The sequence below is a fragment of the Enterobacteriaceae endosymbiont of Plateumaris rustica genome, assembly GCF_012562965.1.
Taxonomy (GTDB): Bacteria; Pseudomonadota; Gammaproteobacteria; order Enterobacterales; family Enterobacteriaceae.
The window spans coordinates 396,257-410,515 of sequence record NZ_CP046228.1 but is presented as its reverse complement, the minus strand read 5'-3'; the positions used below and the strand labels follow the sequence as shown (position 1 = coordinate 410,515).

Below are 14,259 nucleotides of genomic sequence, written 5' to 3'. Positions count from 1 at the left end.
AAATAGGAATTTAAAGTAATGATAAAAGTTTATGCTCCTGCTTCCATTGGAAATATAAATGTTGGGTTTGATTCATTAGGAATAGCATTATCTAGATTAGATGGAGGTATTTTAGGTGATTATGTATCAATAACATCATCTAAAAAATTTATATTAGTAAATCAAGGATATTTTTTAAATGATTTACCTAAAAATTTTTATAAAAATATTATTTTTAATTGTTGGTCAAAATTTTGTGATAAAATAGGTAAAGTAGTACCATTAAAAATTATTTTAGAAAAAAATGTACCCGTAGCTTCAGGATTAGGTTCAAGTTCTTGTTCCATAGTAGCTTTTTTAAAAGCAATGAATTTATTTCTTAATAATCCTTTAAATGATAATGAATTATTAATTTTAATGGGAGAGTTAGAACAATCATTATCTGGTAATATACATTATGATAATGTTGCTCCTTGTTATTTAGGAGGTATTAAATTAATATTAATAACAGATAATTTAATAATTCAAGATATACCAGTATTTGATAATTGGTTTTGGGTTATTGCGTATCCTGGAATAAAACTGTCAACTTATGATTCTAGAAAAATACTTCCTAATTTTTATAAAAAAAATATTTGTATTAAGCAAAGTCAATATTTAGCTGGATTTATACATGCAAGCCATACTAAACAAGAACTACTTGCAGCAAAATTAATGAAAGATTTTCTTGCTGAACCATATAGAAAATCTTTATTACCTGATTTTGAACAAATTCGTAAAATTTCTAAGAAATTGGGAGCTTTAAGTTATGGTATTGCAGGATCAGGACCAACTTTATTTACTATATTTAATAATTTAAATATTGCACAAAATATGGTTAAGTGGTTAAAACTAAATTTTTTGAAAAATAATAAAGGTTTTGTATGTATTTGTGTAGTGAATAAAAAAGGTACACAAATAATGGAGAAAAAATGAAATTTTACAATATAAATAATAATAAAGAAATAATAAATTTTCAAAAAGCACTAAAAATTGGATTAGGAAATAATCAAGGATTATTTTTTCCTAATTTGATACCTAAAATTAATCTAAATAATATTAATAAAATATTAGATATGGAATTTATTGATCGTAGTAGTTATTTAATATCTTTATTTATGAAAGATGAAATTCCTTTAAAAAATTTAACGAAACATGTTCATGAAGCATTTAATTTTCCACTAAAATTAATTAGTATTAAAAATAATATTTTTTGTTTAGAGTTATTTCACGGACCTACTTTATCATTTAAAGATTTTGGAGTTCGTTTTATGGCTAAAATATTGAATTATTTTAATAAACAAGAAAAAATTATTATTTTAACAGCTACATCTGGTGATACAGGTGCAGCAGTTGCTCATGCTTTTTATAATATTAATAATATTGAAGTTATAATTTTATATCCTAAAAATAAAATTTCTATTTTACAAAAAAAATTATTTTGTACTTTAGGTAAAAATATTAAAACAATTTCAATTAAAGGAAATTTTGATGATTGTCAAAATTTAGTTAAACAATCTTTTGAAGATACTTATTTGAGAAATAAAATTATTCTTAATTCCGCAAATTCAATTAATATTAGTAGATTAATATCCCAAATATGTTATTACTTTGAAGCTTTTGCTAAAATTCCATTAGAAAATCGAAATAATGTTATTATTTCTGTTCCAAGTGGAAATTTTGGTAATTTAACTGCTGGATTAATAGCTAAATCAATGGGTTTACCTATAAAAAAATTTATAGCAGCTACTAATTCTAATGATACAGTTCCTAGATATCTTAAAAGTGGTATTTGGAATCCTAAGAAAACTATTGCAACGTTATCTAACGCTATGGATATAAGTAATCCAAATAACTGGCCACGTATATTAGAATTATTCAAAATGAATAATTGGAATTTAAATAAATTATCATCTCAATCTGTATCTAATTATATTACTGAACAATCTATAATAAAATTATATAATAAATATGGATATATTACAGAACCACATTCTGCAATAGCATATTATGCTTTACATTCAAGAATAAAAAATCAAAAAGAATTTGGAATATTTTTAGGTACTGCACATCCAGCAAAATTTCAAGATTATATTAATAAAATTTTAAAAATAAAAACTCATTTACCAAAAAGACTAATTAATTATATACATAAAGAAAATTTATCTTATGCTTTTCCAAATGATTTTTCTTATCTTAAATCTTTTTTAATAAAAAATTATATTCAATAATTTTACTGTTATTTTTATATTTTTAAATATAAATTAATATTTATTTAAAATATAAATAATTAATTTATTTACATATTATATTTATTTACTATATTATTAATTAATTAATTTTAATTATAAAATATAGATTATGATTTTTAAAAGTAATTATATTAATAATTTTTCTTTTTGTATATTTCAAATATTTGCTATTATAATTAGTTGTACTGTTATGTTAGTATCACATTTTTTAGGAGGTAAATCTTATGGAATAGATAAAAATATACCTTTTGAATCTGGTGCTTGTTCTTTTGGTAATTCCCAAATAAAAATTTTTATTAAATTTTATTTAATAGCTATGTTTTTTGTGATTTTTGATATTGAAGCAATGTATTTATATATATGGTCTATTTCTATTAAAAAAATTAAGTTAGAAGGATTTATAGAAGGATTACTATTTATAATAACAATTTTAATTAGTTTATTCTATTTATTTAGAGTACATGCTTTAAATTGGAAATCTAAAAAATATTCTTAATTTATCATTAAAAATATAATATATATTATGAAATATATTCTTACTAAAACAAATATTAATAACAAAAAAACATATCCATTAGAAGAATCAAAGAATATTAATAATGATCCGATTGAAAATCAAATTAATCAAAATATATTTTTAGGTAATTTAAAAAAAATTACTCATAAAATTATCAATTGGGGAAGAAAAAATTCTTTATGGCCATACAATTTTGGTCTTTCTTGTTGTTATGTTGAAATGACTACATCATTTACATCTATTAATGATATATCTCGTTTTGGATCAGAAGTTTTAAGATCATCTCCTAGACAAGCTGATTTTATGGTTATAGCAGGTACATGTTTTCTTAAAATGGCTCCTATTATTCAAAGATTATATGATCAAATGTTAGAACCTAAATGGGTAATTTCTATGGGAGCATGTGCTAATTCTGGAGGTATGTATGATATATATTCTGTTGTTCAAGGAGTAGATAAATTTTTGCCTGTAGATATTTATATCCCAGGTTGTCCTCCTAGACCAGAAGCTTATATTCAAGCTTTATTATTATTACAAAAATCTATTAGTCATGAAAGACGTCCATTATCTTGGGTTATGGGAGATCAAGGAATATATAAACCTAAAATGACATCACAAATAAAAAAATTCATACAAAAAAAAAATATAAAATTACGTTCTCCTAATAAAATTTAATTAAATTATTTATTAAATTAGTAATTTTATTATTTTTTAAATAAAAATGGAATATTTATGAATAATTTTAATAATAATTTTGAAAAGAAAATATCAATAAATAATATTTCTTCTACATTATTAAATAATAATTCTAATGAATCAATAATTAATAAATTAAATAATCATTTTGGATTAAAAAAATTTTTTATACAAAATAATAAAAATATAAATATGCCATTAGTAATTTGGATTAAAAAAAAAAAAATAATTCCTTTCATAAAATTTTTACATAAAATTTCTAATCCATATAATATGTTATATGATATTCATGCTGTTGATGAAAGATTACATAATAATAAATTTAATTTAATATTAAAGATGGATTTTTCTTTATTTTATCATTTAATTTCAATTAGTAAGAATGTTGATATAATAATTAAAGTTCCATTAACAAAAAATAATTTATCTATTGATAGTATAACAAAATATTTTAATAATGCTAATTGGTATGAAAGAGAAATATGGGAAATGTTTGGAATTAATTTTATTAATCATCCTCATTTATTTCATCTTCTTTTACCATATAATTGGAATAATGGTTATCCGTTACGTAAAGATTTTCCTTCAAGAGCAACTGAAAATAAATTTTATACTTTATCTAAAAATAAATATAAAATAGATATTGAAAATACAAAATTTATTCCAGAAGAATGGGGAATAAAAATTAATAATAATAATTATGATTATATGTTCTTAAATTTAGGACCTAATCATCCTTCAGTACATGGAGCTTTTAGAATAATTTTACAATTGAATGGAGAAGAAATTATAGAATGTATACCAGATATAGGATATCATCATAGGGGTGCAGAAAAAATAGCTGAAAGACAAACTTGGCATACTTATATTCCATATACAGATCGTATTGAATATTTAGGTGGTTGTATAAATGAAATGCCTTATATTTTAGCAATAGAAAAATTAGCAAATATTATTGTGTCAGACAGAATTAAAGTTATTAGAATTATGTTATCAGAATTATTTCGAATTAATAGTCATTTATTATATTTATCTACTTTTATTCAGGATGTTGGTGCTATGACTCCTGTATTTCTTGCATTCACTGATAGACAAAAAATATATGATATTATTGAAGCAATTACAGGTGCTAGAATGCATCCTGCATGGTTTAGAATAGGAGGTTTAGCAAATGATTTACCAAAAGGTTGGAATATATTATTAAAAAAAATATTAGAATGGTTACCTAAAAGATTACAAATTTATAAAAAAACAGCATTACAAAATAGTATTTTAATATCTAGATCAAAAAATATAGCATCATATTCACGAAAAGAAGCTATACAATGGGGAATTACAGGTGCAGGATTAAGAGCTACTGGATTAGATTTTGATGTACGTAAATGGAGGCCTTATTCTGGTTATGAAAATTTTGATTTTGATATTCCAATAGGTAATAATATAAGTGATTGTTATTCTCGAGTTATGTTAAAAATGGAAGAAATATGGCAAAGTTTACGTATTTTAAAACAATGTTTAAATAATATGCCTTCAGGACCATTTAAAATGGATCATCCTTTAACAACACCACCTCCAAAAGAAAAAACATTAAAAAATATTGAAACATTAATTACTCATTTTTTACAAGTTTCTTGGGGACCTGTAATACCTCCTAATGAATCATTTCAAATGATAGAAGCAACAAAAGGTATTAATAGTTATTATTTAATTAGTGATGGTAATACGATTAGTTATCGTACAAGAATAAGAACACCAAGTTTTGCTCATTTACAACAAATACCTTCAGTTATTAGAGGTAGCTTAATATCTGATTTAATTGCATATCTAGGTAGTATTGATTTTGTTATGTCTGATGTTGATCGTTAATATAAATTATGAATAAGATAATTAATAAAAAAAAAATTACATTAAATAAAGTAGATTTAAAAATAATTAATGAGATAAAATCTCATTACGAATATAATCATGCCGCTTCTATTGAAATATTAATATATTTACAAAAAAAATATGGATGGATATCTAATGATATAATTTATATTATTGCTAAATTATTAAATATTTCTCCTTCTGAAATTGATAGTATTGCAACATTTTATAGTCAAATTTTTAGATATCCAGTAGGAAAATATGTTATTAAGTATTGTGATAGTGTTGTATGTTATATAACAGGATATGAAAAAATATTAAAAATAATAAAAAATAAATTAAAAATTATTCCAGGAGAAACAACAATTGATAGTTTATTTACTTTATTACCTATATGTTGTTTAGGTTTATGTGATAAAGGACCTAGTATTATGATTAATGATCAAATTTATACTTCAGTATCAAAAGAAAATATAAATCAAATTTTGGATAAATATATTAATGAAAAAGTTAAATCTTAATGAAGAAAATTATCCATTAACGTGGCGTATGAGAAATGATAATAAACCAGTATTTTTAAAAGAATATATTGAAAAAAATGGGTATTTTAGTTTAAAAAAAACATTAAAAAATATGATTCCAGAAGAAGTTATTAATTTAATTAAAGATTCAGAACTAAAAGGTAGAGGTGGTGCAGGTTTTTCTACTGGATTAAAATGGAGTTTAATACCTCGTAAAATAGATAATTCTGAAGATCGATATTTATTATGTAATGCAGATGAAATGGAACCTGGAACTTATAAAGATCGTTTTTTAATAGAACATATTCCTCATCAATTAATAGAAGGTATTATTATTAGTGCTTTTGCAATACAAGCTAATCAAGGATATATTTTTTTAAGAGGAGAATATATAACATGTGCTAAAATTTTAAATATAGCAATAAAAGAAGCGTATACATTAGGTTTTTTAGGAAATAATATTTTAAATACAGAATTTAATTTTGAATTATATATGCATATAGGAGCTGGGAGATATATTTGTGGTGAAGAAACAGCATTAATTAATTCATTAGAAGGAAAAAGAGCTAATCCTAGATTTAAACCTCCTTTTCCTTCTTCTATTGGATTATGGGGTAAACCAACTTGTATTAATAATGTTGAAACTCTATTTAACATATCTAGTATATTAATGAATGGTTCTAATTGGTATAAAAATATTTCTAAAAGTAAGTATGATACTGGTACAAAAATGTTAGGTTTTTCTGGAAATGTTAAAAATCCTGGTGTATGGGAATTACCGTTTGGTGTTAGTGCTCGTGAAGTATTAGAAAAATATGCTAGAGGTATGAAAAATGGACTAACATTAAAAGCATGGCAAACTGGAGGTGCTGGAACAGGATTTTTAACTGTAAATGATTTAGATATATCTATGGATTTTATTAGTATTCAAAAAGCAGGTAGTAGATTAGGTACTGGATTATCTATGGCAGTAGATAATACTATTAATATGGTATCTTTAGTAAAAAATTTAGAAATATTTTTTGCAAGAGAATCTTGTGGATTTTGTACACCTTGTCGTGAAGGATTACCATGGATTGTAAAAATATTAGATAAATTAGAAAGAAAAAAAGGTCATATTAAAGATATAAATTTATTAAAAGAAATTGGTAATCAATTAATAGAAGGTAAATCTTTTTGTGCTCTTCCTGTTGGTGCTATAGAACCTTTAAGTAGTGCACTAAAGTATTTTTTTAATGAGTTCGAACTAGGAATATCGCAGTAAATATAAATTTAATATGTATTATAAAATTATAAATTTATATATAAAATATTAAATAAATAATAAAATTATTTATTGTAATAACTTATTGGAATATATTTATTATGACTACAATTATTAATGTAGATGAAAAATTCTATAAAGTTAATAAAAAAGATAACATATTAAAAATATGTTTATCTTTAGGTTTTGATTTACCATATTTTTGTTGGCATCCTATTTTAGGAAGTGTAGGATCATGTCGTTTATGTGCTGTAAAAAAATATGATAATTATAAGAAATTAAAAGGACAAATCATAATGTCTTGTATGTCTTCACCTCATGAAAATTTATATATTTCTACAGATGATATAGAAGTAAAAAAATTTCGTAAAAATATTATTGAATTATTAATGATTAATCATCCTCATGATTGTCCTATATGTGATGCTGGTGGTAGTTGTCATTTACAAGATATGACAGTGATGACCGGTCATGTTTCTCGTAGATATAATTTTCCTAAAAAACAGTATAAAAATCAAAATTTAGGTCCTTTTATATCACATACAATGAATCGTTGTATTAAATGTTATCGTTGTGTAAGATATTATAAAGATTATGCAGATGGAAAAGATTTTAATGTTTTTGGTATTAGCAATAATCTTTATTATGGTAGAATGACTGATGGAATATTAGAAAATGAATGTTCAGGTAATTTAGTAGAAATATGTCCTACAGGAGTATTTACTGATAAAACTTATTCTAAACATTTTTCTAGAAAATGGGATATGCAATATGCTCCTAGCATTTGTCAAAATTGTTCGTTAGGTTGTAATATTTCAGTAGGAGAACGTTATGGATATTTATCTAATGTAGAAAATAGATATCATGAAGAAATAAATCATTATTTTATTTGTGATCGTGGACGTTTTGGTTTTGGTTATGTAAATTCTAATAATAGACCATTGCAAGTAATTAAAAAAATTAATAATCAAAATATTTTTTTAGAAAACTTAGTTATAATAGAAGAAATTGCTAATTTAATAAAAAAATCAAGAAAAATTATTGGTATTGGTTCACCAAGAGCAAGTATAGAAAGTAATTTTGCTTTAAAAGATTTAGTTGGAGAAAAAAATTTTTCTATTGGAATTTTAAATCAAGAAAAATTACAAATTGATTTAATAATAAAAATATTACAAAGCAAAAACATATATTGTCCTTCTCTTGCTGAAATAGAAAGTTATGATGCCATTTTAATTTTGGGTGAAGATGTTAGTGTTACCAGTCCTAGATTAGCTTTATCAATAAAACAGGCTATTAAAAATAATGTATCTAAATATAATAAAAATATTCCATACTGGAATAATAATGCTATTTTAAATATAAATAATATGTTTAAAAATCCATTATTTATAACAAGTATAGATAATACATCTTTAGATAATATTGCTAGTTGGAATTATTATGCTCCAATTGAAAATCAAGTTAATTTTAGTTTTATATTATCTGATTTTATTAAAAATATGTCATCTAAAATTTTTATTACAGATACAAATTTATTACAACAAATAAAAAAAATAGCACAAATATTGCTAAAAGCAAAAAAACCTTTAATTATTTCAGGAACTAATTCTGGTTCATTAGAATTAATTTCTGCTACATATAATATAGTGAAATCATTAAATTTTCATGGTAAAAATACAGGATTATTTTTTGTATTAAATACAGTAAATAGTATGGGAGTTGGACTTATTAATGGTAAATCTTTAGAAGAAATTTTTGATACTAATTTATCTAAAATAGATACATTAATTATTATGGAAAATGATTTGTATTTTCAAGAAGATAAAAATAAACTAAATAATATATTTAAAAATATACCTAATATTATTGTTATGGATCATCAATATACAGATACAATGAAAAAAGCAAATATAATTTTACCATCCGCTAGTTTTTTTGAAAGTAGTGGTACTGTTATTAATAATGAATCTAGAGCACAAAGGTTTTTTCAAGCATATAATCCTATTTTTTATAATAAAAAAATTCAAATTAAAGCTAGTTGGAAATGGATATCTAAATTAAAATCTAAAATAAATGATAAATACTTAAAAAATATTAGTTTAGATAGAATAATAAAAAATTGTGAAATAAAAATACCTATACTTAATGGAATTAGTCAAGCTGCTCCTAAAGCTAATTATAAAATTTTTAATAGAAAATTTGCAAGATCACCTATTCGATATAGTGGTAGATCATCAATACTATCTAATATTAATATACATGAACAAAAACAATTAGAAGATAAAGATACTATTTTTAATTTTTCTATGGAAGGTAATTATGATTCAAATATTAAATGTACTCATTTACCATTTGTATGGTATCCAGGATGGAATTCCTTACAATCTTTAAATAAATTTCAAAAAGAAATAGGTGTTTCTTCTAAATATGGTCCTACAGGAATAAAAATTTTAAATAAAAATAATAAATTATTAAATAAATTTAAATATATTATTCCGAAACCTTTAAATTTAAAAAAATTTACTATTGTTCCTTATTATAGTTTATTTTATAGTGATAGTTTAATACAAAAGTCAAAATTAATAAGAAAATATTTTTATAATCAATACATTATTATAAATAATTTAGATGCGATAAATTTAGGTATTCAAGAAAATTTTTGTAATTCTATTATAGAATTATTTTGTTTAAATAATAAAATTCAATTACCATTACGTATTTCGAAAAAATTACATAAAGGATTAATTGGATTACCTTTGGGTATACCAGGAATACCTTTAGTATTTTTAGGAAAAACTATTGAAAAATTAAAGGTATTAAAATGAATTTATCCCTATTTTTTAATATAAATAATTTGTTAATAATTTTTAAATCTTTATTAATATTATTAATATTGATAATTAGTGGTGCTTATCTTAGTTTTATAGAACGTCGTATATTAGCATTATTTCAAAATAGATATGGTCCAAATAGAGTTGGATGGTTTGGATCTTTACAATTATTAGCAGATATGATAAAAATTATTTTTAAAGAAGACATAATACCAACTTTTACAAATAAAATACTATTTAATATTGCACCAATTATTGCCTTTAATTCATTATTATCAGTATTTGCAATTATACCTATTACTTCGTCATTAATAATATCTGATTTATCTATTGGTATTCTTTTTTTTCTAATGATGTCTAGTATTTCTGTTTATTCAATTTTATTTGCAGGATGGTCAAGTAATAATAAATATGCTTTATTAGGTTCTATTAGAGGAGTTGCACAAATTTTAAGTTATGAAGTTTTTTTAGGTCTATCATTAATGGGAGTAATATGTCAAACAGGATCATTTAATTTAAATGATATTGTATATAAACAATACCATTGTTGGAATATTATTCCTCAATTTTTTGGATTTATTACTTTTTTAATTGCTGCTATAGCATTATGTCATAGACATCCTTTTGATCAACCAGAGACTGAACAAGAACTTTCTGATGGATATCATATAGAATATTCAGGAATTAAATTTGGTTTATTTTTTGTAGGAGAATACATTAATATTATAATTATTGCTTCTTTAATAACAATAATATTTTTTGGTGGTTGGTATGGTCCAATTTTACCACCTATTATATGGTTTTTATTTAAAACAATATTTTTTATATTATTATTTTTTTTAATAAGAGCATCATTACCACGACCTCGTTATGATCAAATTATGAATTTTGGATGGTTAATATGTTTGCCATTAACATTAATAAATCTTATTTTTACTGCATTAATTATGATAATATAAGTTATTTAATTTTAGAATAATGAAAATGAAATTTAAAAAATTTTTTATAGGATTATTTAGTCAAATACGTAGTATATTTTTAATCTGGACAAATATGTTTAAAAAAAGGGAAACTATAATGTATCCAGAAGAAAAAGTATATTTACCACCAAGATATCGTGGTAGAATAATATTATCATTAGATAATGATAATAATGAACGTTGTGTTGCATGTAATTTATGTGCAGTAGTATGTCCTGTAAGTTGCATTTCTTTAAAAAAATCAACAAAAAAAAATGGTAGATCATATCCTAAATTTTTTCGTATTAATTTATCTCGTTGTATATTTTGTGGTTTTTGTGAAGAAGCTTGTCCTACTAATGCTATACAATTAACACCAGATTTTGAATTATGTGAATTTCAAAGAAAAGATATGGTATATGAAAAAGAAAATTTATTAATTAATAGTACAGGAAAATATCCTCATTACAATTTTTATAATTTTACTGGAGTTAAAATAAAAAATAATTATTCACAATATAAAAATAAAAATATTGAAGTAGATGTAAAAAGCTTATTACCGTAAAATAAATAAAAGGTTTTTATCTATGGAATTAATTTTTTATATATTAGGAATATTAGCAATAATTTCTACATTATTTGTAGTAATAAGTATTCATCCAATGTATACGTTATTATATTTTTTAATATCATTAATTTCTATATCTGGAATATTTTTTACTTTAGGTGATTATTTTGCAGGAGCTTTAGAAATTATTATTTATGCAGGAGCAATAGTTGTATTATTTGTCTTTATATTAATGTTATTAAATTATGAAAAAATAGCTTCACAAGAAAAAAAATTATTATTAGAAAAACCAATAATATTAATTAGTTCAATTTTATTGACAACAGTTTTGTTATTTTTTTTAATTTTTATTATTAAACAATCATGTAATAACAAATATATATTGAATAATATTATTGACATCAATAATATTGGAATAAATATGTTTAAACAATATAGAATAATTGTTGAATTAATATCAATATTATTATTAGCAGGACTAATTGTAATTTTTCATATAGGAAATAAAAAAAATTAGATATTTAATTATTTTTATATATTAATAAATTTAAAATTAAGAAATAAAAAAATATGATTCCTTTATATTATGGATTATTAATAACTATTATTATATTTATAATTGGTTTAACAGGTGTAATTATTAGACAAAATATGTTGTATATTTTAATATGTATAGAAATAATGTTAAATGCTGCAGCATTATCTTGTATAATTTCAGGAAACTGTTGGAAACGAACAGAAGGAGAAATTATGTATATAATATCTATTACAATAGCAGCTATTGAAAGCTGTATAGGTTTAATTTTATTATTAAAATTATATCATTATAAAAATACAATTAATATTGATTCAATTAGTGAGATGAATGGATGAAATTTCTTTATTTTACTATTTTAATACCTTTAATAAGTTTTTTTATATTATCTTTATTTTCTAACTTAAATAAAAAAATATCTACAATTATTGGTGTGGGATCTATAGGTATTATTACAATAATTACATGTATAATTAATTTATTTTTTTTTAACAATTACTTATTTATATATAAAGAATTTTTATGGCAAATTATAAAAATCGATAATTTTCATGTTGATTTCAATTTATATTTAGATATGCTTTCATTAATCATGTTATCTGTTATTACTGGAGTTGGTTTACTTATACATATATTTGCATCATGGTATATGAAAAATGATAAAGATTATTCAAGATTTTTTGCATATACTAATTTATTTATGGCTAGTATGATTCTTTTAATATTAGCAGATAATTTTATACTTATGTTTTTTGGATGGGAATGTGTAGGTGTTTGTTCTTATTTATTAATAGGTTTTTTTTATAAAAATACATTAAATGGATTATCTGCTATAAAAGCATTTTTAATTACTCGTTTAGGTGATATTTTTTTATCTATAGGTATTTTTTTAGTATTTAAATTATTTAAAACAATAAATTTTCAAGAAATATCTTTTTTAATTACTTCATCTAAATTACATTATTCATCATTTTTATTAAATATAATTACTTTAATGTTAGCAATAGGTGCAATAAGTAAATCTGCCCAATTTCCACTAAATACTTGGTTAATAGATGCTATGGCAGGTCCTACTCCTGTTTCTGCATTAATTCATGCTGCTACTATGGTAACAGCAGGTGTTTATTTAATTTTACGAAATAATATTTTATTTTCATTAACAAATAATATTTTATTATTTATAAGTATTATTGGTGTAATTACATTATTATTATCAGGATTGTCTGCTTTAGCACAAAAAGATATAAAACGTATTTTAGCATATTCTACTATGAGTCAAATTGGTTATATGTTTTTAGCATTAGGTATACATTTATGGGAGGCTTCTCTATTTCATTTAATAGCACATGCTTTTTTTAAAGCATTATTATTTTTATCTGTTGCTTCTATTATTATTTCTACTAATCATGAACAAAATATATTTAAAATGGGAAATATGAAAAAATATATTCCTTTTATATATTATTCTGTTTTATTAGGAGGATTATCTTTATGTTCTTTTCCAATTATTAGTATTGGTAGTTTCAGTAAAGGAAGAATTTTATACGAAGCTTTAATTAATCACCATTTTATTTTAGTTACATTAGGTTTAATTGGGACTTTTATTACTTCTTTATATACTACTCGTATGATTTATATTGTTTTTCATGGTAAAACAAATTTAATACCTATTAGAAATAATACTTGGAATCATAATATTCCATTAATAATATTAACTATATTATCTAGTTCTATAAGTATAAAATTATTACCAATAGGTATATATACATTATTTAATGATGTAATCATAAAACATACAAATAAATATTTTATTTTAGAAATAATATCAGCAGGAATATCTATTGCTGGTTGTATATTTTTTATATTATTTTGGAAAAATCGTAATTATTTATTAAAATTTACTAAAGAAAATAACATTAATTTTTATATTATAAAAAAATTTTTTTTGAATGGTTGTTATTTGGATTTAATATACAAAAAATTATTTGTAAATAATTTTTTTAAATTATTATTTTTGATAAGAAATGATCCTATTTCTCAAATTATTGATATATTTGTTAAATTTTCTCAAAAAATAGAACAATTTCTATTAATTAGTGAAAATGGATATATACGTTGGTATATATCATCTATATGTTTAGGTATAATAATATTATTATTAATTATAATATTAAGTAATAAATATTATTTATTATAATAGTGTTTATTTTAAATTAATATTTTTTATTAAAT

General features: G+C 21.6%; 13 protein-coding genes. All 13 read left to right on the top strand.

Translation table 11 applies throughout. The features are described 5' to 3' along the window. Positions 1 to 18: 18 nt before the first annotated feature. The 13 genes from thrB (at position 19) to nuoL (ending at position 14,224) form a co-directional block, all read left to right on the top strand. Complete coding sequence (gene thrB / locus GJT82_RS02010) at positions 19 to 954, top strand: homoserine kinase (protein WP_168819815.1); 936 nt, start codon at positions 19 to 21, stop codon at positions 952 to 954. Then, positions 951 to 2,249, top strand: a complete 1,299-nt coding sequence (gene thrC, locus GJT82_RS02005) for a threonine synthase (RefSeq protein ID WP_168819813.1) — start codon at positions 951 to 953, stop codon at positions 2,247 to 2,249. Before thrB ends, thrC begins: the two co-directional genes overlap by 4 nt. A gap of 130 nt (positions 2,250 to 2,379) precedes the next feature. Further along, positions 2,380 to 2,766: an NADH-quinone oxidoreductase subunit A gene (ndhC, locus tag GJT82_RS02000; protein WP_168819811.1), complete on the top strand. Its 387-nt coding sequence runs from the start codon at positions 2,380 to 2,382 to the stop codon at positions 2,764 to 2,766. Positions 2,767 to 2,793: 27 nt separating this feature from the next. Continuing rightward, the gene (locus tag GJT82_RS01995) at positions 2,794 to 3,462 is read left to right on the top strand and encodes a NuoB/complex I 20 kDa subunit family protein (RefSeq protein ID WP_168819809.1); all 669 of its coding nucleotides are present in this window, start codon (positions 2,794 to 2,796) and stop codon (positions 3,460 to 3,462) included. 57 nt (positions 3,463 to 3,519) lie between these two features. After that, positions 3,520 to 5,349: an NADH-quinone oxidoreductase subunit C/D gene (nuoC, locus tag GJT82_RS01990; protein WP_168819806.1), complete on the top strand. Its 1,830-nt coding sequence runs from the start codon at positions 3,520 to 3,522 to the stop codon at positions 5,347 to 5,349. Between the two features lie 8 nt (positions 5,350 to 5,357). Next, entirely contained in the window at positions 5,358 to 5,870 is a 513-nt protein-coding gene (nuoE, locus tag GJT82_RS01985; RefSeq protein WP_168819804.1) for an NADH-quinone oxidoreductase subunit NuoE, read from the top strand. Continuing rightward, a complete protein-coding gene (gene nuoF, locus GJT82_RS01980; RefSeq protein ID WP_168819802.1) occupies positions 5,851 to 7,134 on the top strand; it encodes an NADH-quinone oxidoreductase subunit NuoF in 1,284 nt (427 codons plus the stop codon). Before nuoE ends, nuoF begins: the two co-directional genes overlap by 20 nt. A gap of 101 nt (positions 7,135 to 7,235) precedes the next feature. Further along, on the top strand, positions 7,236 to 9,959 hold the full coding sequence (gene nuoG, locus GJT82_RS01975) for an NADH-quinone oxidoreductase subunit NuoG (RefSeq protein WP_168819800.1): 2,724 nt from the start codon (positions 7,236 to 7,238) through the stop codon (positions 9,957 to 9,959). Further along, positions 9,956 to 10,924, top strand: coding sequence for an NADH-quinone oxidoreductase subunit NuoH (gene nuoH, locus GJT82_RS01970; RefSeq protein ID WP_168819798.1), 969 nt, complete (start codon positions 9,956 to 9,958; stop codon positions 10,922 to 10,924). Before nuoG ends, nuoH begins: the two co-directional genes overlap by 4 nt. A gap of 25 nt (positions 10,925 to 10,949) precedes the next feature. Beyond that, positions 10,950 to 11,489, top strand: coding sequence for an NADH-quinone oxidoreductase subunit NuoI (gene nuoI, locus GJT82_RS01965; protein ID WP_168819796.1), 540 nt, complete (start codon positions 10,950 to 10,952; stop codon positions 11,487 to 11,489). Positions 11,490 to 11,511: 22 nt separating this feature from the next. Beyond that, on the top strand, positions 11,512 to 12,009 hold the full coding sequence (nuoJ, locus tag GJT82_RS01960; RefSeq protein ID WP_168819794.1) for an NADH-quinone oxidoreductase subunit J: 498 nt from the start codon (positions 11,512 to 11,514) through the stop codon (positions 12,007 to 12,009). A 53-nt stretch (positions 12,010 to 12,062) separates the two neighbouring features. Further along, a complete protein-coding gene (gene nuoK / locus GJT82_RS01955) occupies positions 12,063 to 12,365 on the top strand; it encodes an NADH-quinone oxidoreductase subunit NuoK (protein WP_168819792.1) in 303 nt (100 codons plus the stop codon). Beyond that, positions 12,362 to 14,224: an NADH-quinone oxidoreductase subunit L gene (nuoL, locus tag GJT82_RS01950; protein ID WP_168819790.1), complete on the top strand. Its 1,863-nt coding sequence runs from the start codon at positions 12,362 to 12,364 to the stop codon at positions 14,222 to 14,224. The genes nuoK and nuoL overlap by 4 nt, the downstream gene beginning before the upstream one ends. Positions 14,225 to 14,259: the final 35 nt, after the last annotated feature.

Bases quoted from the DNA above. Each gene is read 5' to 3' on its own strand.
- nuoJ (WP_168819794.1), top strand. From the start codon at position 11,512: ATGGAATTAATTTTTTATATATTAGGAATATTAGCAATAATTTCTACA.
- thrB (WP_168819815.1), top strand. From the start codon at position 19: ATGATAAAAGTTTATGCTCCTGCTTCCATTGGAAATATAAATGTTGGG.
- nuoG (WP_168819800.1), top strand. From the start codon at position 7,236: ATGACTACAATTATTAATGTAGATGAAAAATTCTATAAAGTTAATAAA.
- nuoL (WP_168819790.1), top strand. From the start codon at position 12,362: ATGAAATTTCTTTATTTTACTATTTTAATACCTTTAATAAGTTTTTTT.
- nuoC (WP_168819806.1), top strand. From the start codon at position 3,520: ATGAATAATTTTAATAATAATTTTGAAAAGAAAATATCAATAAATAAT.
- thrC (WP_168819813.1), top strand. From the start codon at position 951: ATGAAATTTTACAATATAAATAATAATAAAGAAATAATAAATTTTCAA.
- nuoF (WP_168819802.1), top strand. From the start codon at position 5,851: ATGAAAAAGTTAAATCTTAATGAAGAAAATTATCCATTAACGTGGCGT.
- nuoI (WP_168819796.1), top strand. From the start codon at position 10,950: ATGAAATTTAAAAAATTTTTTATAGGATTATTTAGTCAAATACGTAGT.
- ndhC (WP_168819811.1), top strand. From the start codon at position 2,380: ATGATTTTTAAAAGTAATTATATTAATAATTTTTCTTTTTGTATATTT.
- GJT82_RS01995 (WP_168819809.1), top strand. From the start codon at position 2,794: ATGAAATATATTCTTACTAAAACAAATATTAATAACAAAAAAACATAT.
- nuoK (WP_168819792.1), top strand. From the start codon at position 12,063: ATGATTCCTTTATATTATGGATTATTAATAACTATTATTATATTTATA.
- nuoE (WP_168819804.1), top strand. From the start codon at position 5,358: ATGAATAAGATAATTAATAAAAAAAAAATTACATTAAATAAAGTAGAT.
- nuoH (WP_168819798.1), top strand. From the start codon at position 9,956: ATGAATTTATCCCTATTTTTTAATATAAATAATTTGTTAATAATTTTT.